Origin of the sequence: Aquihabitans sp. McL0605 (assembly GCF_049993875.1) — a bacterium.
In the GTDB taxonomy this organism is placed as follows: Bacteria; Actinomycetota; Acidimicrobiia; order Acidimicrobiales; family Iamiaceae; genus Aquihabitans.
The window spans coordinates 777,754-798,696 of the sequence record NZ_CP188252.1 but is presented as its reverse complement, the minus strand read 5'-3'; the positions used below and the strand labels follow the sequence as shown (position 1 = coordinate 798,696).

Annotated in this window: 15 protein-coding genes; 6 read left to right on the top strand and 9 right to left on the bottom strand. The window is 71.5% G+C overall.

The features are described 5' to 3' along the window. Positions 1–11 precede the first annotated feature (11 nt). Positions 12–692: an acyltransferase gene (locus ACPPVX_RS03570; RefSeq protein WP_426573520.1), complete on the top strand. Its 681-nt coding sequence runs from the start codon at positions 12–14 to the stop codon at positions 690–692. 87 nt (positions 693–779) lie between these two features. Here ACPPVX_RS03570 and ACPPVX_RS03565 read toward each other — a convergent pair whose 3' ends face one another. The 3 genes from ACPPVX_RS03565 to ACPPVX_RS03555 form a co-directional block, all read right to left on the bottom strand. Further along, positions 780–1,838 (bottom strand): hypothetical protein, encoded by a 1,059-nt coding sequence (locus ACPPVX_RS03565; RefSeq protein ID WP_426573518.1) that lies wholly within the window; start codon positions 1,836–1,838, stop codon positions 780–782. Positions 1,839–1,933: 95 nt separating this feature from the next. Continuing rightward, a complete protein-coding gene (locus ACPPVX_RS03560; RefSeq protein ID WP_426573517.1) occupies positions 1,934–2,911 on the bottom strand; it encodes a hypothetical protein in 978 nt (325 codons plus the stop codon). Between the two features lie 119 nt (positions 2,912–3,030). Then, positions 3,031–4,383 carry an aminotransferase class I/II-fold pyridoxal phosphate-dependent enzyme gene (locus ACPPVX_RS03555; RefSeq protein ID WP_426573516.1) on the bottom strand — a complete coding sequence of 451 codons (1,353 nt, stop codon included), beginning with the start codon at positions 4,381–4,383 and terminating at the stop codon, positions 3,031–3,033. A 136-nt stretch (positions 4,384–4,519) separates the two neighbouring features. Here ACPPVX_RS03555 and ACPPVX_RS03550 point away from each other — a divergent pair, with 136 nt between their 5' ends. Continuing rightward, complete coding sequence (locus tag ACPPVX_RS03550) at positions 4,520–6,007, top strand: CoA-acylating methylmalonate-semialdehyde dehydrogenase (protein ID WP_426573515.1); 1,488 nt, start codon at positions 4,520–4,522, stop codon at positions 6,005–6,007. Between the two features lie 91 nt (positions 6,008–6,098). On the opposite strand, the gene ACPPVX_RS03545 is transcribed toward ACPPVX_RS03550, so the two are convergent. The 3 genes from ACPPVX_RS03545 to ACPPVX_RS03535 all read right to left on the bottom strand — a co-directional run bounded on the left by ACPPVX_RS03545 (position 6,099) and on the right by ACPPVX_RS03535 (position 13,413). Continuing rightward, a complete protein-coding gene (locus ACPPVX_RS03545; protein ID WP_426573514.1) occupies positions 6,099–7,439 on the bottom strand; it encodes an aspartate aminotransferase family protein in 1,341 nt (446 codons plus the stop codon). Between the two features lie 153 nt (positions 7,440–7,592). Further along, complete coding sequence (locus tag ACPPVX_RS03540; RefSeq protein WP_426573513.1) at positions 7,593–8,711, bottom strand: Gfo/Idh/MocA family protein; 1,119 nt, start codon at positions 8,709–8,711, stop codon at positions 7,593–7,595. A 37-nt stretch (positions 8,712–8,748) separates the two neighbouring features. After that, positions 8,749–13,413 carry a fibronectin type III domain-containing protein gene (locus ACPPVX_RS03535; protein WP_426573512.1) on the bottom strand — a complete coding sequence of 1,555 codons (4,665 nt, stop codon included), beginning with the start codon at positions 13,411–13,413 and terminating at the stop codon, positions 8,749–8,751. Between the two features lie 177 nt (positions 13,414–13,590). Here ACPPVX_RS03535 and ACPPVX_RS03530 point away from each other — a divergent pair, with 177 nt between their 5' ends. The 4 genes from ACPPVX_RS03530 (at position 13,591) to sufB (ending at position 18,527) form a co-directional block, all read left to right on the top strand. Next, positions 13,591–14,529: an aldo/keto reductase gene (locus tag ACPPVX_RS03530; RefSeq protein WP_426573510.1), complete on the top strand. Its 939-nt coding sequence runs from the start codon at positions 13,591–13,593 to the stop codon at positions 14,527–14,529. Then, entirely contained in the window at positions 14,526–15,596 is a 1,071-nt protein-coding gene (locus tag ACPPVX_RS03525) for an LLM class flavin-dependent oxidoreductase (protein ID WP_426573509.1), read from the top strand. The genes ACPPVX_RS03530 and ACPPVX_RS03525 overlap by 4 nt, the downstream gene beginning before the upstream one ends. Positions 15,597–15,609: 13 nt before the next feature. Then, positions 15,610–17,004 carry a sulfatase family protein gene (locus ACPPVX_RS03520; protein ID WP_426573508.1) on the top strand — a complete coding sequence of 465 codons (1,395 nt, stop codon included), beginning with the start codon at positions 15,610–15,612 and terminating at the stop codon, positions 17,002–17,004. Positions 17,005–17,129: 125 nt separating this feature from the next. Beyond that, the gene (sufB, locus tag ACPPVX_RS03515; RefSeq protein WP_426573507.1) at positions 17,130–18,527 is read left to right on the top strand and encodes a Fe-S cluster assembly protein SufB; all 1,398 of its coding nucleotides are present in this window, start codon (positions 17,130–17,132) and stop codon (positions 18,525–18,527) included. A 27-nt stretch (positions 18,528–18,554) separates the two neighbouring features. Here the strand turns inward: sufB and ACPPVX_RS03510 are convergent, their stop codons facing one another. From ACPPVX_RS03510 to ACPPVX_RS03500, 3 genes are all read right to left on the bottom strand, one after another. Further along, a complete protein-coding gene (locus ACPPVX_RS03510) occupies positions 18,555–19,322 on the bottom strand; it encodes an MOSC domain-containing protein (RefSeq protein WP_426573506.1) in 768 nt (255 codons plus the stop codon). A 33-nt stretch (positions 19,323–19,355) separates the two neighbouring features. Next, a complete protein-coding gene (coaA, locus tag ACPPVX_RS03505) occupies positions 19,356–20,279 on the bottom strand; it encodes a type I pantothenate kinase (RefSeq protein ID WP_426573505.1) in 924 nt (307 codons plus the stop codon). Positions 20,280–20,340: 61 nt separating this feature from the next. Then, positions 20,341–20,718: a hypothetical protein gene (locus ACPPVX_RS03500; protein WP_426573503.1), complete on the bottom strand. Its 378-nt coding sequence runs from the start codon at positions 20,716–20,718 to the stop codon at positions 20,341–20,343. Positions 20,719–20,943: the final 225 nt, after the last annotated feature.

Here is a 20,943-nt window from a genome sequence, read left to right as displayed (position 1 = left end):
GGGCAGGATCCATGGCGCAGGCGAGCGGCCCTCGGCCCGGTCTCGGTTCGGTGGTCAAGCGCCACGTGCGCTGGCTCCGTCGGTCGCCGATGCCCGTCCGCGACGCGGCCCAGGTCGGGTTCGCCCTGGTGTTCCGCCGGCGCGGTCACCTCGTGGCCTCCACGGTGCGCTACCGAGGGGCCCGGAGGGTGGTGCACGACGGGCCGTTCTACTTCGGCATCTTGTGCAACCGGCTCTTCCACGCACCGGGAGATCGGGGCGCGCTGCTGATCCACGACGCGGGCACCCTGGTCATCGGTGCCGATGTGAAGATCGCCGCCTCGGCTCGCATCACCGTCGGCGGCCACCTGGCCATCGGCAGCCACACGCGGATCAACCACGGCGCGAAGATCCTGGCCAACACCGTCGTGACGATCGGTGAGGGCGTCGCGATGGGGCCGGAGTGCCTGATCCTCGACGACGACCTGCACGACCTCACCGTGGCCGGGGTGCCCCGCACCAAGCGCGCCGCCATCACCGTGGCCGACCGGGTCTGGATCGGCAGCCGCTGCACCCTGTTGAAGGGGACGGAGATCGGGGAGGGATCGATCATCGCCGCAGGGTCGGTCGTGACCGGCGTGATCCCGGCCGGCGTCGTGGCCGGCGGGTCCCCGGCGCGCGTGCTGGCCACCGCGGCATCCTGGACGCCCTGATCTCCTGGGGCACCAGTGGGGGTCGGGCCCTGCCCGACCCCCACCAGCCCCCCTCCCCCCACTCCCCCCGGGATGTGGCCTCCTCGCTCAGGTGGTCCTCGACGAGCGCCCCGCCCGCTTCCGGGGGCCGACGAGGACCAGACCGACCGCCACCAGCAGCAGCCCGGCGAGCGCGAGGCCGATCACGTTGAGGCCGGTCCGGGCCAGGGCGCTGGACGGGGACGGCTCCGCCGGCGCCGCGGTGGTCACGGCTCCGGTGGCCACCGGAGCCGGCGCCGGGTCACCCTGGGCCGCCTGGACGACCGGGGTGGCCGGGGTGGCCGGAGTGACCGGATCGACCGGGGTCACCGGGCCGGTCGGACCGACCGGATCCACGGGCGCCTCGGGCACCCCCGGGTCGACGCAGCTGCTGGCGCTGGTGCTGAGGACGCCGACCGTGAGGCCGCAGACATCGATCGGGATCGCGATGGCCCCGTCATCGCCGGGTGCGGTCGGAGCGCAGGTCGCCGACGTGGTCCCGACGATGCCGACCGAGGTCCCGCAGACATCGACGGGGACGTCCAGGCCCACCCCGAGGATCCCTCCGATCGTGGAGCCTCCCCGACCTGCGGGGGCAGGGGGCGGCGTGCACCTGGCCGACGTGGTGCTCACGATGGCCACGGAGGTGCCGCAGACATCGACGGGCACGGTGCCGGCGACGTCGATCAGCGAACCCGAGCCCGAGCTGGTGCCTGAGCTGGTGCCCGTGGACGAACCCGTGGTCGGGGTCGCGGTGCCGGTCGCCGGCGTCGGTGCCGCCGTGGAGCAGCTCGACGATCCCGAGGCCAGGACCGAGACCGTGGTGCCGCACAGGTCGACGGGGATCGCCACGTCTGCGTCGACGAGCTGCGGGCCCGGGGCCGGCGGGGTCGAGGTGGCCGGCGGGGGAGCCGGTGGGGTGGCGGGCGCGCCGCACGAGGCGGTGCTGGCGCTGAGGACGGCAACGGTGGTGCCGCACAGGTCGACCGGGACGGTGAGGTCCAGATCGATGAGGGGGTGGTCGGTGGCCGGAGCGGCCGAAGCAGGTGACGGAGCGACGACGCTGAGCAGCCAGAGGCCGAGGGCGACCAGGGCAAGGCGCAGCACCGTGCGGAGCAGTGTGTTCACGGGTTCCTCCAAGGAAGGTTGGATCGACCGGCGCGTCGATCTGACGCAGCCGGGTGTTCGATGACCTGGGCACGCGGAGGTGCCTGGAGGAACGGTCAGTCGGGCGCGACCGGCGGGTCGTCGCTGGGGGCGCGCACGCAGGAGCGGTGCGGCTGGTCGACGACGTTGGCCGTGGTCCCGGCGCTGCCATCGGCGGAGCTGCCGAGGAACGCGGAGAGCACGGGGGATGTCCCGGTTGCGATGGCGGCGTGGCTCGCACAGCCCGCCAGGTCGACGTCGGGGACGCCGATCGGCCGGTCAGGCGCCGACGGCGTCGAAGGGGCCACCGGCAAGGGGGTGGCGGCGGTGGCGGTGATCGCCTGCCGGGCGGGGGCCCCGGATGCCGTCGCACCGTGGGGATCGGAGGCGGTGCCCGGCACCGCGGCAGCGGTCGACGGGCGCTCGGCGGGGGAGCCAGGGGCTGCGCCCGATCGGGTGGTGGCCGTGCCCGTCCCGGGGCGGACCGGAGGGAGGTCGGTCTCGATCACGCGGGTGATCGTGCCGAATCCGGGATCGGGCACGGCCGGCTCACCGGGCAGGCCGGGGGTGTCGGGGACACCGGGCCGTCCGGGGAGGTCGGGGGCGGGGTTCGCCGGAGGCGGCGATGCGATGGCGCCGGTGGCGGTGGTGACGACCGAGGCGACGGTGACGACCGTGGGGTGGACGACCCCGTCCACGACGGGATCGGTCACGGTGGCGATGGGGCCGGTGACGGTGGTCACGAGCGGGTCGACCGTGGCGCTGACCCCGTCGAGCGTCGAGGTCAGCACGCCGCCGGTGTGGGGATCGACCAGGCCGACGACGGGGGCGAGGGGCCCGCTGCTGCTCAGGAGGTCACCGACCGGACCGGTGGACGGCGCGGGGGTGGGGGCACCGGCGGCGGGCGCCGCGGTGCGGGCGTCGGCGCCCGCGCTCCACAGCAGGAGGATGGCGCCGCCCACGAGGGCGGCGGCGAGCAGGCGCAGGACGGGGGAGATCGATGCGGCGGGCCGCCCTCGGACCTCTCGCTCGTTCGCACCCGCTCGTGCCCGCATGGCGTTCCTCACCGCTTCCGCTCACGATCAGCAGGTTCCCTACCCCGATGGGGTGAGGGCTAAACCGCTTTCTGTGGGGATTCCACCGCTGAGGGTGAGCTGAGGTCCAAGAGCCCAGGTCAGCGGGTGCGCGTCGACCAGGTCTGCTCCGGGCCGGATGCGGCCGCCACCTGGCCGGCGACGGTGCCGATCGCGTCGATGCCGCCGGTGATCAGCCCCACGGTGACGCGCAGGTGGTCGGGGTGCGGGCGCACGGAGAAGGGGGTCCCGGGGGCCACGCCGATGCCCTGGGCGGCCAGCTCGATCGCCGCCGAGCGCTCGTCGTCGACCGGGACCCACAGGTTGATGCCGTCGGTGCCGAGCGTCTCGATGCCGTGGTCGCGGAGCGCCCCGGCGAACGCCGCTCGCCGCTCGCCGTAGGCCCGCCGGGCCGCGTCGACCTGCTTGATGGTCTTGGTGTCCTTGAGCATGGCGACCAGCACCGACTGGAGGATGCGGCTGCTCCAACCGGGGCCGAGCAGCCGCCGGGTGGCCACCGCGTCGATGACCTCGGCGTTGCCGCCGATGGCCGCCAGCCGCAGGTCGGGGCCGTGGCTCTTGGAGAAGCTGCGGACGTGGAGGGTCTGCGCCGGCAGCCACGCGCCCACGCTGACCAGGTCTCCCGACGCGATGTCGCCGGAGTGGTCGTCCTCGAGCACCACGGCGCCGGTGCCCGCCAGCGCCCGGGCCACGGCCCGCGCCCGCTTGGCCGTCATGCTGATGCCGGTGGGGTTCTGGGCTCGAGGCTGGAGGAAGACCATCGTCGGCTTCTGCTCCAGGGCCGCCTTCAGCCCGGCGAGCGAGATGCCCTCGTCGTCGAGGTCGACGCCGATCACCTCGGCGCCGAGCTGCTCGAGGAGATCGAGCACGGGTGGGAACGTGGGGTGCTCGACGACCACGCGGTCGCCGAGCCGCACGACGGCGTGGGCGATCCGGTCGATCGCGTCCATGGCGCCGTCGACCACGGTGATGGCTTCGGGGGCGAACGGCCAGGTGTCGCGGAGGATCTCCTCGAGCTCGGGCAGGACGGGGTTGTCGAGGTAGGAGCTGGTGAGGTGGTGGCGGTCGAGGCGGGCGATCGCGGGCCCGACGTCGGGCAGGAGCGCCGGGTCGGGGGTGCCCGACGAGAGGTCGAGGGCGAAGTGGCCGGGGCCCTCGGTGACCCTGCGGTACCGGTGGCCGGCGCCGGGCGTGGGGACCTGCCGCACGAACGTGCCGTTGCGGCCCCTGGGCTCGATGGCGCCCACCGCGGCGAGCGTCCGCCATGCCTCGGAGACCGTGGTGGGCGACACGTCGAGCTCCTGGGCCAGGGCGCGGACGGTGGGGAGGCGGGTCCCGACGGGCAGCTGGCCCGACGAGATCAGGCGGCCGATGCCGGCGGCGATCCCTTGGGCGTTGCGGGTCTCGATGGCAGCAGCCAGGGCGGCGGGCACGGGGTCTCCTACGGCAGGGACGGGGAACAGGCGGTCATTGTACGGTAACAAATGGCGGATTGTACGGCCGTGATTGTGTCATTACTGTGGGCGAGGTCTGCCGTACCGCCGACCGGCGCGGCCTGAAGGGAACCACGTGAAGCGCATCAGCCATTGGGTCGACGGCAAGGTCATCGAGGGCACCTCGGGTCGCCAGGGCGTGGTCTGGAACCCGGCCACCGGGGTCCAGCAGGCCGCGGTCGACCTGGCGTCCACCGCCGAGCTCGATGCTGCGGTCGCCGTCGCCAAGGCCGCCCAGCCGGCGTGGCGGGCCACCGGCCTGTCGCGCCGGGCCGAGATCATGTTCCGCTTCCGCGACCTGATCGATGCCAACCGCAAGGAGATCGCCTCGCTCGTCACCGCCGAGCACGGCAAGGTGCTGTCCGACGCCCTGGGCGAGGTGGCCCGAGGCCTCGAGAACGTGGAGTACGCCACGGGCATCCCCAACCTGCTCAAGGGCGGGTTCACCGAGCAGGCCGCCACCGGCGTCGACGTGTACTCCATCCGCCAGCCCCTCGGCGTGGTGGCCGGCATCACGCCGTTCAACTTCCCCGCCATGGTCCCGCTGTGGATGCTCGCCAACGCCATCGCGTGCGGCAACACCTTCATCCTCAAGCCGTCGGAGAAGGATCCGTCCACCGCGCTCTTCCTGGCCGAGCTCTTCGCCCAGGCCGGGCTGCCGGCCGGCGTGTTCAACGTGGTCAACGGGGACAAGGAGGCCGTCGACGCCATCTTGCACAACCCCGACATCGCCGCCGTGAGCTTCGTCGGCAGCACCCCGATCGCCCGGTACATCTACGAGACCGGCACCCAGCAGGGCAAGCGGGTCCAGGCCCTCGGCGGCGCCAAGAACCACATGCTCGTGCTGCCCGACGCCGACCTCGACATGGCGGCCGACGCCGTCGTCAGCGCCGCCTACGGCTCGGCGGGCGAACGGTGCATGGCCCTGTCGGTCATCTTGGCGATGGACTCGGTCGCCGACCAGCTGATCGCCAAGGTCACCGAGCGCATCCCCGCCATCACCGTCGGCCCCGGCACCGAGCCCGACTCCGAGATGGGCCCGCTCATCACCGCCGAGCACCGCGACAAGGTGGCCGGCTACGTGGCCGGTGCCTCCGCCGAAGGGGCCACGGTGGTGGTCGACGGCACCACCGACCTGCCCGGCGGCGACGGCTTCTTCCTGAAGCCCAGCCTGATCGACGACGTGAAGCCCGGCATGGCCTGCTACGACGAGGAGATCTTCGGCCCGGTCCTGGCCGTCACCCGCATCTCGTCGTACGACGAGGGCCTGCAGCTCATCAACGACAACCCCTTCGGCAACGGTGTCGCCCTGTTCACCCGCGACGGTGGCGTGGCCCGCCAGTTCCAGTTCGACGTGCAGGTCGGCATGGTCGGCATCAACGTCCCGATCCCGGTGCCCGTCAGCTACTACAGCTTCGGCGGCTGGAAGGCCTCGCTGTTCGGCGATCAGCACATGTACGGGCCCGAGGGCATCAACTTCTTCACGCGGTCGAAGGTGGTCACCAGCCGGTGGCCCGACCCGGCCACCTCCAGCGTCGACCTCGGGTTCCCCGAGAACCGCTGACCAGAGCTCGCCTCCCGCTCAACCCTCCCCCCGGGCGGGTAGGCGACGAGGAGGGAAGGGGCCTTCCACCCGGCCCCTCCCTCCTCACCCGTCAGCTCACGTGGGCATCGGCCAGGGTGAGGGCGTCGTCGAGGACGCTCACGCCGTGGCGGAAGTCGTCGTCGCTGATCACCAGCGGCGGGACCACGTGGATGCGGTTGAAGTGGGCGAACACCAGCAGGCCCTGCTTGCGGCAGGCAGCCACCACCTCGGCCACCGGTGCCGCCGCGGCCCCGGCGGCGTTGAACGGCACCAGCTGCTCGCGGGTGGTGCGGTCCTTGACCAGCTCGATCGCCCAGAACAGGCCGAGGCCGCGCACGTCGCCGATCGACGGGTGCCGGTCGGCCAGCTCGCGCAGCACCGGCCCGGCCACCTGGTCGCCCATGGTGCGGGCCCGTTCGACCAGGCCCTCCTCCTCGAAGATCCGGATGCTGGCCACGGCCGAGGCGCAGGCCAGCGGGTGGCCGCTGTAGGTCAGGCCCCCGGGGTACGGGCGATCACCGAAGGTGTCGGCGACGGCTCGGGAGATGACCACGCCGCCGAGGGGCACGTAGCCGCTGTTGACCCCCTTGGCGAAGCAGATCAGGTCGGGCTCCACGTCCCAGTGCTGGATCGAGAACCACTCGCCGCAGCGCCCGAACCCGGCCATGACCTCGTCGGCGATCAACAGGATCCCGTGCTGGTCGCAGAGCTCGCGCACGCCGGCGAGGTAGCCGGGCGGCGGGACGAGGATGCCGTTGGTGCCGACGACCGGCTCGAGGATGATGGCGGCCACGGTCTGCGGGCCCTCGACCATCAGCGTGTCGGCGAGGTGCTGGAGTGCCCGCTGCGTCTCCTCCTCGGGCGATGTGGAGTTGAACGCCGAGCGGTAGGGGTACGGGCCCCAGAAGTGGACGACGCCGGGGAGCGATGGCTCGCTCGGCCAACGGCGGGGGTCGCCCGTGAGGCTGATCGAGCCCGCGGTGGCGCCGTGGTAGCTGCGGTACATGGCGAGCACCTTGTGGCGCCCGGTGTGGAGCTTCGCCATGCGGATGGCGTTCTCGTTGGCCTCGGCGCCGCCGTTGGTGAAGAACACCATGTCGAGGTCCCCACCGGCCTTCTCGGTGATGAGGCGGGCGGCCTCGCTGCGCGCCTCGTTGGCGTGGAACGGGGCGATGGTCGCCAGCTTGTCGGCCTGGTCCTTGATGGCGGCGATGAGCTTCGGGTGCTGGTGGCCGATGTTGACGTTCATCAGCTGGCTGGAGAAGTCGAGGTAGCGGGTGCCGCCCTCGTCCCAGATCCAGGAGCCCTCGCCGCCGGCGATCACCAGCGGGTTCAGGGCGTTCTGCGCCGACCACGAGTGGAACACGTGGGCGCGGTCGTCTCGGTACGCGGGGGAGGGGGCGTCGCTCATGGCGGCCATGGTACGCGCCCGTTCCCGATCGATACAGGTCGAGTGGCACAGAACGGTGTTTGTACCAGGTACAAACCCCGACCTCCTCCGGACCTGGCACCGATCAGGGTCACGGACGTCCTCGATCCGTGCCGAGCTCGAGGGGGAGGGCGATCAGGCGGTGGGATCGGCGAGGACGTCGGCGAGGGCGACCGCCGTGCCCGACTCGATCGACCGATGGGCGGCCACGCCCATGGCCACGCTGAGGAGCCCGTCGTCGAGGCCGACGCCCGGTGCGGCGCCCGACCGGATCGCGGCGAGGAGGTCGAGGTGCTCGAGGTAGCTGGACCCGTGGTGGAAGCCCTCGTAGGCGACCCGCGGGTCGTGGACCACGTCGGTCCGGATGCCGGCGCGCCCGACGCGGCGCAGCCCCACCCGCACGGTCGCATCGGGGAGGAAGGCCTCGACCTTGCCGAGGGGGCCGACGACCGACAGCTCCTCTTGGTGCTCGCTGGCCTCGGCGAACATGCACAGGTCGAGGAGGGCCCGGGCGCCGCCCTCGTAGTCGACGATCACGAAGGCGTTGTCCAAGATGTCGGGCGCCTCGCCGTCGTAGCGCTCGTCGAGGTGGTTCACGTCCTGGGCGCCCGATGCGAGGACCCGCACCGGTCGGTCGCCGGTGATGTGGTTCATGAGGTCGAAGAAGTGGCAGCACTTCTCGACGAGGGTGCCGCCGGTGTTGCGGTTGAACCGGTTCCAGTCGCCGACCTTCTCGAGGAACGGGAACCGGTGCTCGCGGATGGCGACCATCGTGGGCGGGCCGATCGTGCCGGCGTGGACGGTCTCGAGGAGGCGGGCCACCGGCGGCATGTACCGGTACTCGAGCCCCACCCAGATCACGGCGTCGCAGCCGCGTGCCCGGCGGGCCTCGGCGGCGGCGAGCACGGCGCGGCAGTCGGCGACGGTGGTGCACAGCGGCTTCTCCACCAGCAGGTGCAGGTCGGTGGCGAGCACGTCGTCGAGGATGGCCCGGTGGGTCATGTTCGGGGTGGAGATGATCACCGCGTCGACCAGCCCGGAGGCGAGCAGGTCGCGGTGGTCCTCGAACTCGGTGATCTGGTTCCGGCCCTCGTCCATGGCGATGGTGAACTCGCGGCTCGGCCGGTTGGTGTCGGCGATCGCGGTGACCGCGGCACCGGGCACGTGGTGGAGGTTCCACAGGTGCTCGAGCCCCATCATCCCGGACCCGATGATCCCGTAGCGGACGATGTCAGAGGGCGCGGCCGTGCTCACCTACCGAGCCTGCCACCCGACCGGTGGACTCGCTCCCTCAGCTCACGTGGTCGGCGTACTCGGCGCTCAGCCGGATGTGCTCGATGAGGGCGTCTTGCGACAGGACCTGCCAGGTGGACAGCTCGACCTTGGTGGGCGAGCGATCGACCATGCCGGCGAAGATCTCGACCACGGTGACGGCGGCCGCGCTGGAGCCGCGGTACTCCCTCGACTCCGAGAAGTCGATCATCAGCTGGGCTCGGGAGGTGCCGTTGGCGAGCCGGCCGACCCAGTACTTCCGGCCGGCGGCGTCGGGCGCGCGGCCGAGGACGTTGCGGTACACGAGGTCCACGAACCCGCCCGACGAGAGCGAGCCGTAGGTGTGCTTGAACTCGTTCGACGCCGCGAACGAGGCGGAGATCTGCAGCAGGGTGGTTCCGGAACGCCGCTTGGTGGTCCAGTACTCGAGACCGCTGTGGTCAGGGATGCGTCCCAGGTACGCCCAGTAGAGCCGCGCGGTCGGGGCCATCACCGGGGCATACCAGGGATTGCCCAGGAGCCCCTCGATGCAGGCCTCGGGCGTGTTCACGCCGTTGGCGAGGATGGTGGCCTCGGCGGCGCGGGAGGCGGTCGTCCCCGGTGAGCCCGTGAACGACTTGAACTGGTAGGCGACGAACGCATCCCAGGTGGCGAACGGCTCCATGGGCGCGCCGTAGGGGATCACGGGCTCGGTGTGTTCCGATGCCGCGCCGGGACCGCCGGCGTTCACGGCTGCGACCGTGAACGTGTAGCTCACGTGCTTGATGAGCCCGTTGATGTCAGTGCCCGTGGCGACGGTGGGCAGCATCTGCGTCGGCTGGGCGACTCCGTTCTTGTACGGCGTCACGGCATACCCGGTGATCGGGCTGCCACCGTCAGAAGCCGGGGTGTGCCAGGTCAGGTGGGCTCCGGCGAGTCCGGGTTCCGCCAGGACCGCCGTCGGCGCTGACGCCCCGGTGAACGGGATCGCGCCGTTGCTCACCGGTGACGGGGAACCGGTGCCGAGCGCGTTCGTGGCCGCAACGGTCACGAACCTGGTGGTACCGGCGGGCAGCCCGCTGATGATCGCATCGGTGGCCACCGGACTCGTGGTGCAGGTGGTCGATCCGGCTGGCATCGCCGGGTCGGTCGAGCTGCAGACTTCGTACCCGGTGATCGGGCTGCCACCGGTCTGGGTCGGCCCGTGCCATGCCACGGTGAGGGCGTCCTTGGCCGGCGAGGCCGTGACGGACGCGGGCGCCCCAGGGGTGGACACCGGGGTGGTCACCGTCTTCGCGGCCGATCTTGCACCGCCGCCAGCCGCGTTGAGCGCGTGGACGGTGACGTTGTAGGTGGTTCCGCCTTCGACCGTGTCCAGCGTCAGGCTGGGGGTCGTGCCACCGGTTGCACAGCGCTCGCGCTGCTGCGGATCGGCGGCGTCCTGGGCGCACAGCTGGTAGCCGGTGATAGGGGAGCCACCGTCGGCCGCAGGAGCGGTCCAGCTGGCGCTGATCGCCAGGCGGCTGGCGGTCGCCGTGAGGCCGGTCGGCGCGTCGGGTGCCGCGAACGGGGTGGCTCCGGTGGTCGGCGCGGACCACACCCCGACGCCCGCCGCGTTCTCGGCGGCCACCTTGAAGTAGTAGGTCACGTGCGGGGTGAGCCCCCCGACCGAGCGCACGGTCGCGCTCGTGCCCGTGCGGGTACAGGTGGCGGACGCGGTGGGAACCAGGGGATCGGTGGAGGTGCACACGGTGTAGGAGGTCACCACGAGACCGCCGTCCACCGCGGGCGCCAACCACTGAAGTGCGGCCCGGCTCGGGCCCGCGGCGGCGGTGACGGCGGTCGGTGCGTCGGGCGCGGTCGGGATGGTCACCGGTGTGCTCGCCGGCGACGAGGGGCCGGTCCCTTCGCCGTTGGTGGCCCTCACGCTCAGGGTCACGATCGAGGCCGGGAGGAGTCCGGAGATCGTGCAGCTGTGCATGGTCGTGGTCGTGCAGGTCGCGCCGCCGGGGGCCGCCGTTGCGGTGAAGCCGGTGATGGTGAGCCCTCCGTCGTCGACCGGATCCGACCAGTAGGCGACGACTCCGCCCACCGTGGGGTACGCCTCGGGGGCCGGCGGTGCCCCTGGCACCGTTGGGAGCACGACCTGGAACGACGTCGGTTGCGACGAACCCCAGGCCGTCGTGATGACGACCTGGTGGGTCCCCGGTGCGAGGTCGGGGATGCCGATCCTCACCGACGTTGCGGTGGCGTTCGAGAACGTGACGGGGCTGCCATCGATCGCCACGCCGGTCAGCGTGCCGAGCCCCGTGCCCGTCAGGACGGCGGTGGTGCTCTTGTGGACCGGGCCCGCGACGCTGGCGACGGTGGGCACGAGGGTGCGGACCACCAGGTGGTTGCCCTCGACGGTGAACAGCCGGTCGCCCGCTGCGTTCAGCCCGGTTGCCGAGGCCGTCCCGCCGAACTGGTGGGACGCGGTCGGGATGCCCGCCCGATCGACCGTCGTCCCGACCGCGATGACTCCGCCATGGCCGGCGGAGTAGGCGGATGGCCCGTTGCCGGCGTAGACGACGCCATCGGGGATGAGGTCGGAGAGCCGGAACTCGAACCCGCTCGAGTCGTACACGCGCCCGGTGGCCACCACCGAGGTGAGTGGAGGGTGGGGCGTGATGGCCTGGCCGAAGGTGTCGGTGTGGGCGATGGTCGTGAGGGTCCCGCCCGCCGCGTCGAACAGGGTGGTCGGCTGGTCAGAGCTGTTCCGTCCGCTCGCGGTGAACTCGTCGGGAGCACCCTGGACGCTTCGCAGGAGCGGGTCGTAGAGGGACCCGGGGGTCGAGGTGATGGCGCCGGTCGCGGGGTCGAGCGCGGCCAGGGTCGCCCCCGGGGTGGTGCCGTCGACGAACCAGATCCGGCCCCCTGCTCCCGCGATCGACCCGCTGGTCGGTCGCCCGAGCGGCCACCGTCCGGTGACGGTCAGTGCGGTCCAATCGATCCGGGCCACCTCGTCATCCTCCAGGAGGCTGACGTACAGCTCGCCGTCGAGCGTGGTCAGGTCCGCCGCGCCGTCGAGGCCGCGGATGCGGGCGATGAGCAGGCCGCCGGGGTCGAAGATCGAGACCTCGGTCCCGCCGGCGACGGCGAACCGGCCGCTCGCGGGGTCGACGACCAGAGCGGAGGCCTCGGTGGAGTCGATCGTGGTGCGGACCAGCTCGGCGCTGCCGGTCTTGGGCCGTGAGAGGCTCACATCGAGGGGGAGGAGGTCGTTGGGGACCAGTTCGATGCCCTTGATCGCCTGGTCCGGCGCCGTCCCCGTCGGGTCGTGGACCGTCATCGAGTACGTCGTGGCGTAGCCGACTCCGGCGAACGCGTAGGAGCCGTCGGCGGCGCTGGTCGTGTGCAGCGGCGCGCTGAGCGCGCCTCCGCTCAGCGTCACGGCCGCACCCGCGACGGGCGTGGTCTCGCTGCGAACGGTCCCGCTCAGGCCGCCCCCCGTGTTGGCCTGGACCTGGATCGTGGTCGACGCGTCGCCGGTCGGACCGTGCAGCAGGAGCGACTGGGATCCGAGCGGCACCCCCGACGGCATGGTGACGGTCACGCTGGCAGGCTCGACCGAGGTGGGGGTCACGGCGATCCCGCCGATCGACGCAGAGGTCGTGCCGCCGAGCGCCGTGCCGGTGACGGTCACCGTGGCCGGCACGTTCTGCACCACGGTCGAAGGCGACGCGGTGGCGATCGCCGGCCGGAGGTCGATCAATCGGATCGTGCTGGAACTCGCCCCGAGGAGGTAGGCGGTGTCACCGTCGGGCGAGGTCGTGAACGCCTTCGGGTTGGCGGCGCCCGAGAGCGGGATCTGTGCGATCGGGCTCTGCGCACCGACCCGGTAGACCACGACTCCGACGAACGTGGTCCCCACGAGCTCTCCGCCGTGGCCGGGCGACCAAGTGATGGTGGAGGGAGCGTCGGCGGTGGGGTACGACGCTCCCGTCGGCGCGAGGGTCGAAGCGTCATACGCGTCGAAGCGGGAGAGATAGCTGACCCCGTACACCTTCGAACCGGTCCCGTCGACGGCGACGTCGTTGTTGTACGCCACCGAGTGGCTCGAAGCGAGTTGGGCGTAGGGGGTCGTCGCCGAGATCCGGTAGACCCCGGACGAGCCGCGCTGCACGATGAGGAGATCGGTCGTCGACGTGCCGAGCCGCCGCGCGGTCGGTCCGTAGTAGCTCCCGACCATGGTGAAGCCCGAGGTCGCGAGGTCGAACCGGCCGATCCCCGCCCATTCGGTCCCCCCGCGTCCGATCCAAGCTGCGTTGCCGATGATGGTCAGGCTGTCGCCGAGGGTGTGTCCGACCGTGTAGCGCTTGGTGACCGTCATCGAGACGGGATCGATCTTCGCGATCACGCCATCGGTGGACTGGTTCACCCAGATCGCACCCTGGGTCGCGTCGATCCCCCAGGCGCCGTAGACGTCGGGGACCGTGCTCAACAGGGTGCCATCAGGTGCCAGGACGGCAACGGCGTCATCGCCCGACACGAACACGCGGCCGGTGCCGGGGTCGACGACCATGGCTCGTGCCGTCATGAACGGCGAGGTGGTGGTCGGCGCGCTGGCGTTCGCGGCGCCGGTGGGCAGCATCACCGCCAGCAGGGTCGAGATGAGGAGGATCGCGGTTGCGACGAACCGGTCCCGTGCCGTCCGTGGTGTCATCCGCCGTGCTCCCTCAGTGCCGTTTCGCCCACGCAGCGATGACCGCGCATCGTAGTCACGATGCGCGGTCGTTCTGGCGCGGAGCGTGTCGAAGCTCGTGGGCGCCCGCGGGCGCGACCTCCATGCCGAGCGGGCTCACCTTCCTGGTCTGCCACCCGACCGGTACGATCCGCAGCCGTGCCTGATGACCTGGACCTGCCCTCTCTCGTCGACGCCGGAGCCCGGACGCTCGCGTTCGGCGACGACGACGATGCCGACCTCGAGGTCGGGCCGCTCGCGTTCGGGTGCTGGCGGTTCGCCGGCGCCGACGTGGCCGACGCCCAGGAGCTGATCGAGACGGCGCTCGACCTCGACATGAACCTGGTCGACACGGCCGACATCTACGGCCGGGGCCACGGCGGGGGCGGCTTCGGCGAGGCCGAGGAGCTGCTCGGCCAGGTGCTCGCCGCGGCTCCCGAGCTGCGCGACCGGATGGTGCTCGCCACGAAGGGCGGCATCTGCGCCGGCGTGCCGTACGACAGCTCGCCGGCCTACCTCGAGCAGGCGTGCGACGCGTCGCTGCGGCGGCTCGGCGTCGACGTGATCGACCTCTACCAGGTCCACCGTCCCGACCTCTTCACGCACCCGCTCGACGTCGCCGAGACGCTCGACGGGCTGGTCGAGGCGGGCAAGGTGCGCACGATCGGCATCTCCAACCACACGCCGGCGCAGACCAAGGCGATCATGGCGTACCTCGAGGCGCCCCTGGTGTCGACGCAGCCCGAGTACTCGGCGGCGCACCTCCAGCCGCTGCGCGACGGCACCTTCGACCTCGCCATGGAGGAGGGCCTCGCGGTGCTGGCGTGGAGCCCGCTCGCCGGCGGCGACCTCGCCACCGGCCAAGGGATCCGTCACGAGCTGCTCGCCGTGCTCGATGAGCTGGCCGCGCGCGAAGGCGTCGACCGGGCCACGCTCGCCCTGGCGTTCGTCCTGTGCGCGCCGTCGAGCCCGGTCGCCATCGTGGGCACCCAGCAGGTCGACCGGCTGCGGCAGGCCAAGCAGGCCCTGGAGGTCCACCTCGACCGCATCGACTGCTACCGCATCATCGAGGCGTCCGAGGGCGTGCCGCACCCGTGACCGCGGCGTCGCCGCCGGAGGTCGCCTGGTTCGGCGCCCTGTGCGACGACGACTACGACCTTCTCGGTGTGGCCGACCCGGCCCTGGCGTCGAGCTGGGACCACTGCCGCGACATCGCGCTGGCGGCCGAGCGCAACGGGTTCGACTCGATCCTGATGCCGTCGGGCTACGCGCTCGGCATCGATCCGGTGGCCTTCACCGCGGCGGTGGCCCCGATGCTCGAACGCATCTGCCCGCTGGTCGCGGTGCGCCTCGGTGAGCTGTGGGTGCCGCAGCTCGCCCGGCAGCTCGCCACCCTCGACCAGATCCTCGGCGGCCGCCTGCTGGTCAACATCATCTCCAGCGACCTGCCCGGCCAGGCCCTGGAGTCGGCGCCGCGCTACCGCCGCACGCTCGAGACGATGACCGTGCTGCGCCGGCTCCTCCGGGGCGAGGCGGTGGCGTTCCACGGCGAGTTCCTCGACCTGGAGCTCGATCCGCCGCGCCTCACCGCCGGTTCGGGAACGTGTCCGCCCTTCTACTTCGGCGGGTTGTCACCGGCCGCCCGAGACGTGGCCGCGGCGGCCGCCGACGTGTTCCTCATGTGGCCCGACACCGTCGCCGCCACCGCAGCCGTGATCGACGATCTGCGGGGCCGGGCCGCGGCCCACGGCCGCACGCTGCGGTACGGCTTCCGGGTCCACGTCATCGTGCGCGAGACCGAGGCCGAGGCGCGGGCGGCGGCCCGCCGGCTGGTGTCGATGCTCGATGCCGACACCGGCGAGGCCATCCGCAGCCGGTCGCTCGACACCGGGTCGGCCGGCGTGGCCCGCCAGGGCGAGCTGCGCGAGGGCGCCGACGACGAGGGCTACGCCGAGGACCACCTGTGGACCGGCATCGGCCGCGCCCGGTCGGGGGCCGGGGCCGCCATCGTCGGCGACCCCGATCAGGTGCGGGCCAAGCTCGACGCGTACCGGGCGGTCGGCATCGACGCCTTCATCCTCAGCGGCTACCCCCACCTCGACGAGTGCGACCGGTTCGGTCGCCTCGTCCTCGACCGCTACCCGCACGCCCCGCTGCCGCGCTGACCGAGGAGCACCCGTGACCGACCCGTCCGACCGCCGTCCCAACATCGTCCTCATCAACTGCGACGACCTCGGGTACGGCGACCTCGGCTGCTACGGCTCGACCGCCAACCGCACGCCGGCCATCGACGCGCTGGCGGGCCGCGGCATCCGGTTCGACAGCTTCTACATGGCGTCGCCGGTCTGCTCGCCGTCCCGGGCCGCCATGCTCACCGGGTGCTACCCGCCCCGCATCGGGTTCGGGTCGCTCGACGGCATCCCCGTCCTGTTCCCCGGCCAGGACCTCGGGCTGCCGGCCAGCGAGGTCACCATCGCCGACGTGCTCCGCGCCGCCGGCTACCGGACGCAGATGATCGGGAAGTGGCACGTCGGCGACCAGCCCGGCTTCTTGCCCACCGACCACGGCTTCGACCACTACCTCGGCCTGCCCTACAGCAACGACATGGGTCGCCAGGTCCCCATGGACGCACCGGCCGACGGGGTCGAGCCCTACTACCTCCCGCCCCTGCCCCTGCTGCTCGACGACGACGTGATCGAGCAGCAGCCCGATCAGGCCGGCCTCACCGAGCGCTACGTCACCGAGGCCGTGCGCTTCCTGCGCGACGCTCGCGACGACCCCTTCTTCCTGTACCTGGCCCACATGTACGTGCACGTGCCGATCTACGTGCAGGAGCGCTTCGCCCGGCAGTCCACCAACGGCCCGTACGGCGCCGCGGTCGAGTCCATCGACTGGTCGACCTCGGTGATCGTCCGCGAGCTGGAGCAGCTGGGCCTGACCGACGACACCATCGTGATCTTCACCAGCGACAACGGCTCCCGCGGCGTCGACGGCGGCAGCAACGCTCCGCTCCGAGGCGCCAAGACCACCACCTGGGAGGGCGGCATGCGCGTGCCGTTCATCGTGTCGTGGCCCGGTCGGATCGCCCCCGGGCAGGCCACCGGCGAGGTCGCCACGGCGATGGACCTGCTGCCCACGCTCGCCGGCCTGGGCGGAGCCGAGGTGCCCGCCGATCGCACGATCGACGGCCGCGACCTCAGCGCCGTGCTCCTCGACGGGGGCCCGTCACCCCACGAGGTGTTCCTCTACTACTGGATGGACGACCTCGAAGCGGTCCGCGTCGGCCGGTGGAAGCTCCACCTCGCCAAGCACGGCACCGAGCGCGTCGAGCTGTACGACCTCGACGCCGACCCGGGGGAGCGCGACGACGTGCTCGCGGCCCATCCCGACGTCGTCGCCGAGCTCATGGTCCACGTGGAGCAGGCCCGGTCCTCGCTGGGCGACGCCCTGACCGGCGAGCCCGGATCCGATCGCCGTCCCATCGGCCGTGCGCCCCACCCGGTCCCGCTCACCACCTACGACCCCGACCACCCCTACTACCTGGCCGAGTACGACCTCTCCGACCGCGGCTGACACCCCCGTTCCGTGGGATCAGCGGGGGAGCCCGGAACTCGCCTCGCCTGGGGTGGGCGCTGGACCGGGTAATTGCTACCATCGGCGTAGGAGAAATTCGCCAGTACTCCACGAAGGAACCAGCGATGGCAGTCACCGATCTCGACCTCGGCAAGTACAAGCTCGGGTGGTCAGACGCCGAGGACTACGTCTTCAAGCCCAAGCGAGGGCTCAACACCGACATCGTCAACGAGATGTCGTGGATGAAGGGCGAGCCCGACTGGATGCTCACCAAGCGCATGAAGAGCCTCAAGGCCTTCGAGCGCCGGCCCATGCCCAACTGGGGCGGCGACATGTCGGAGATCTTCTTCGACGAGATCTTCTATTACATCAAGCCCACCAACGCGCAGGTCGACGAGTGGGAAGAGCTGCCCGACGCCATCAAGAACACCTACGAGAAGCTGGGCATCCCGGAAGCCGAGCGCAAGTACCTCGCCGGCGTCACCGCCCAGTACGAGTCCGAGGTGGTGTTCCACCGCAACCGTGAAGACCTCGAGCGCCTCGGCGTCATCTTCTGCGACATGGACACCGCCCTGCGCGAGTACCCCGAGCTGGTCAAGCAGTACTTCGGCACGGTCATCCCGCCCAACGACAACAAGTTCTCCGCGCTCAACACGGCCGTGTGGTCGGGTGGCTCGTTCATCTACGTCCCGCCGGGCGTCAAGGTCGACATGCCGCTGCAGGCCTACTTCCGGATCAACGCCGAGAACATGGGCCAGTTCGAGCGCACCCTGATCATCGCCGACGAGGGCTCCGAGGTGCACTACATCGAAGGCTGCTCGGCGCCCACCTACACGTCGGACTCCCTGCACTCCGCGGTGGTCGAGATCATCGTGAAGCCCTCGGCCCGCGTCACCTACACCACCATCCAGAACTGGTCGAACAACGTCTTCAACCTGGTCACCAAGCGGGCCCGGGTCGAGGCCGAGGGCCACATGGAGTGGATCGACGGCAACATCGGCAGCCGCCTCACCATGAAGTACCCGGCCGTCTGGCTCGTGGGCCCCAAGGCCTCGGGCGAGGTGCTCTCGGTGGCCTACGCCGGCGCCGGCCAGCACCAGGACACCGGCTCCAAGATGGTCCACGCCGCGCCGGAGACCACCTCCAAGATCGTGAGCAAGTCCATCTCGAAGGACGGCGGCCGCACCAGCTACCGCGGCCTGATCCGGGTCGAGGACGACGCCTACGGCTGCAAGAGCCACGTCCAGTGCGACGCGCTCATCCTCGATGATCTGTCGGTCTCCGACACCTACCCCTACATGGAGGTCGGTGCTCGAGACGCGGTGATCGGCCACGAGGCCACCGTCTCCAAGGTGGCCGACGAGCAGCTCTTCTACCTGATGAGCCGCGGCCTGTCGGAAGACCAGGCGATGGGCATGGTGGTCAACGGGTTCATCGAGCCCGTCACCAAGACGCTCCCCATGGAGTACGCCGTCGAGTGGTCCCGCCTGATCGAGCTCCAGATGGAGGGCTCGGTCGGCTGACCCGCCCCCGGCGGGGCTCCCCGCCGGTCAGGTCAGGGCCACCGGATCGCCGGTGGCCACGTCACCGGGCTCGGCGACGGAGCAGTAGAGGCCGAGGTGGTTGGGGAACGACTCGTTCAGCTCACCCATCGCCTTGAACAGACCGGGCTCCCGCTCGATGCCGCCCGGCTGGGCGCGCAGCGGCATGGCGCAGCGCACCGTGGGGGAGTCGACCGACAGGGTCACGCCGCCCACCGCCAGCCGGCGGCCCACCCACTCCTGTTCGGCGAACGGGGGAAGGTCCACATCGAGGACCAGGTTGGGGCGGAAGCGCCGGACGTCCCAGTCGAGGTCGGGCCGAGCGGCCGCGCAGCCGGCCAACGTGGCGAGGGTGACGACGTGGACCGGCGCCAGGTCGAGGAACGAGCCGGGCGGGGCCGGGATCTCGTAGTACTCGGCCGTGTCGTCGGGCGGGTCGAACGTCATCTCGTACGAGCGCTCACCGGCCTCGTCGAGCGAGGCCAGGTGCACGGGGCGACCGAGCCAACTGCCGAGGACCTCGTCGACCGCGGGGTCGTCGAGCAGGAGCACCTGGCCATCGGGGAACGTCACGCGCTCGTCGGTGGCGGACCCCTGCAGCAGCGCCGCCAGCCGCTTGGCCGAGAGCAGGTGCCCGGTCTCGGTGTCGATGACCGCGTGCTCCCGGTCCCCCCGGACGCCCGGAGCCTCGATGGAGACCCGTGCTGCGGGGAAGCCCTGGAGCGACTTGACCGGGTAGCGCCAGCACGCAGCCACGGAACCGATGGGGGAGCTCATGGGCCATGGCTACCACCGCGATCGAGGGCTCGGTCAGATCCGACGCAGGCGGACCTCGTCGACGTGGTGGTCGCCGCCCTTGCGCAGCACGACATCGGCCCGGTCCCGGGTGGGCTCGATGTTGGCGACGAGGTTGCGCTCGTTGATGTCCTTCCAGATCTGGAGGGCCGTCTCGGTGGCCTCCTCGTCGCTCAGCTCGGCGTAGCGCTGGAAGTACGAGTCGGGGCGCTGGAAGACGGTGGCGCGCAGCGTGTGGAACCGCTCGACGTACCAGCGGCGCACGTCGGTCACGTCGGCGTCGACGTAGATCGACAGGTCGAAGAAGTCGGACACGAAGGCGGTGGTGCCCCGGCTCACCTGGAGCACGTTGAGGCCCTCGACGATCAAGATGTCGGGCGTGCGGACCACGACGTCGTGCTCGCTGGGCAGCACGTCGTAGGTCAGGTGCGAGTAGGTGGGGGCCCGCACCTCCTCGGCGCCGGACTTCACGCCCTGCAGGAACTCGAGCAGGCGCCGGACGTCGTAGCTCTCGGGGAAGCCCTTGCGGGTGAGCAGGCCGCGCTTCTGGAGCTCGGCGTTGGGGAACAGGAACCCGTCGGTGGTGACGAGGTCGACTCGCGGGTGGTCGGTCCAGCGGGCCAGGAGCGCCTGGAGCACGCGGGCCGTGGTGCTCTTGCCCACCGCGACGCTGCCGGCCACGCCGATGACGTAGGGGACCCGGTCGGAGGTGCGGTCGAGGAACACCTGGGTGGCGTCCTGGCGGCCCCGGACCGCGGCCACGTGGAGGTTCACGAGGCGCGAGAGCGGGAGGTACACCGACTCCACCTCGTCGAGGTCGAGCGCCTCGTTGAGGCCGCGCAGCTCGTCGAGGTCGGCGGCGGTCAGCGTGAGGGGCGTGGCCGCCCGACGGGAGCGCCACTGATCACGGGTGAAGGTCTCGTACAGGGCGTTGTCCACGACGAGGGGGAGGCTACGGAGCCGGTGACCCCGCAGGCCAAACCTGGTGGTGGGCTACGGGTCAGCTGTGCTTGGGCTTGCGGCGGAAGAGCCGGCCGAGCTTGCCGGTGACGCCGGGCTTCTGGTCGAGGGCCCGTTGGCCGTCGACCTCGGCGCGGATGCGGGGACCGGCCGCGTTCACGATGTCCTCGGCCTCATCGAGCAGGGCGGCGATGTCGTCGCCGCGGTCGTCGAGGCCGGGCGGCTCGGCCGGCGTGGGCGGCGTGACCAGCGTGCCGTGGGCCCAGTTCACGTCGGCCAGGCGCTTCTGGTACGCCTGGCACTGGTCGGGGCAGCGCCACGGCGCCTCGGGGGCCAGATCGAGATCGCACTTGCGAACCGTCTCGCCGTTCCCGTACGTGCGGGACTCGAAGAACTTGCAGTCTTGCCTCATTGGCATGGCCGCAGTCTGCCAGGGGTGGTGGCTGATCTGCGTGCACCGGTAGGATGGACCGCTGGCCGAACGGGTGCTCCCACCCAGGCGGCCAGCCCAGACATCCCTCCGAGCAAAGGCCCGTTCCCCTGAGCGCTTTCACTGTTGATGCGGCCACGGCGCTGGCCGGACCGGAGTGGCTGCGGGCTCGTCGGGCAGGCGCCGCGCAGGGCTTCGCCGACGCCGAGCTGC

Coding starts and splice junctions, on each gene's coding strand:
- ACPPVX_RS03535 (WP_426573512.1), bottom strand. CDS start 13,413: ATGACACCACGGACGGCACGGGACCGGTTCGTCGCAACCGCGATCCTC.
- ACPPVX_RS03500 (WP_426573503.1), bottom strand. CDS start 20,718: ATGCCAATGAGGCAAGACTGCAAGTTCTTCGAGTCCCGCACGTACGGG.
- ACPPVX_RS03545 (WP_426573514.1), bottom strand. CDS start 7,439: ATGAGCGACGCCCCCTCCCCCGCGTACCGAGACGACCGCGCCCACGTG.
- ACPPVX_RS03570 (WP_426573520.1), top strand. CDS start 12: ATGGCGCAGGCGAGCGGCCCTCGGCCCGGTCTCGGTTCGGTGGTCAAG.
- ACPPVX_RS03510 (WP_426573506.1), bottom strand. CDS start 19,322: ATGAGCTCCCCCATCGGTTCCGTGGCTGCGTGCTGGCGCTACCCGGTC.
- ACPPVX_RS03560 (WP_426573517.1), bottom strand. CDS start 2,911: ATGCGGGCACGAGCGGGTGCGAACGAGCGAGAGGTCCGAGGGCGGCCC.
- sufB (WP_426573507.1), top strand. CDS start 17,130: ATGGCAGTCACCGATCTCGACCTCGGCAAGTACAAGCTCGGGTGGTCA.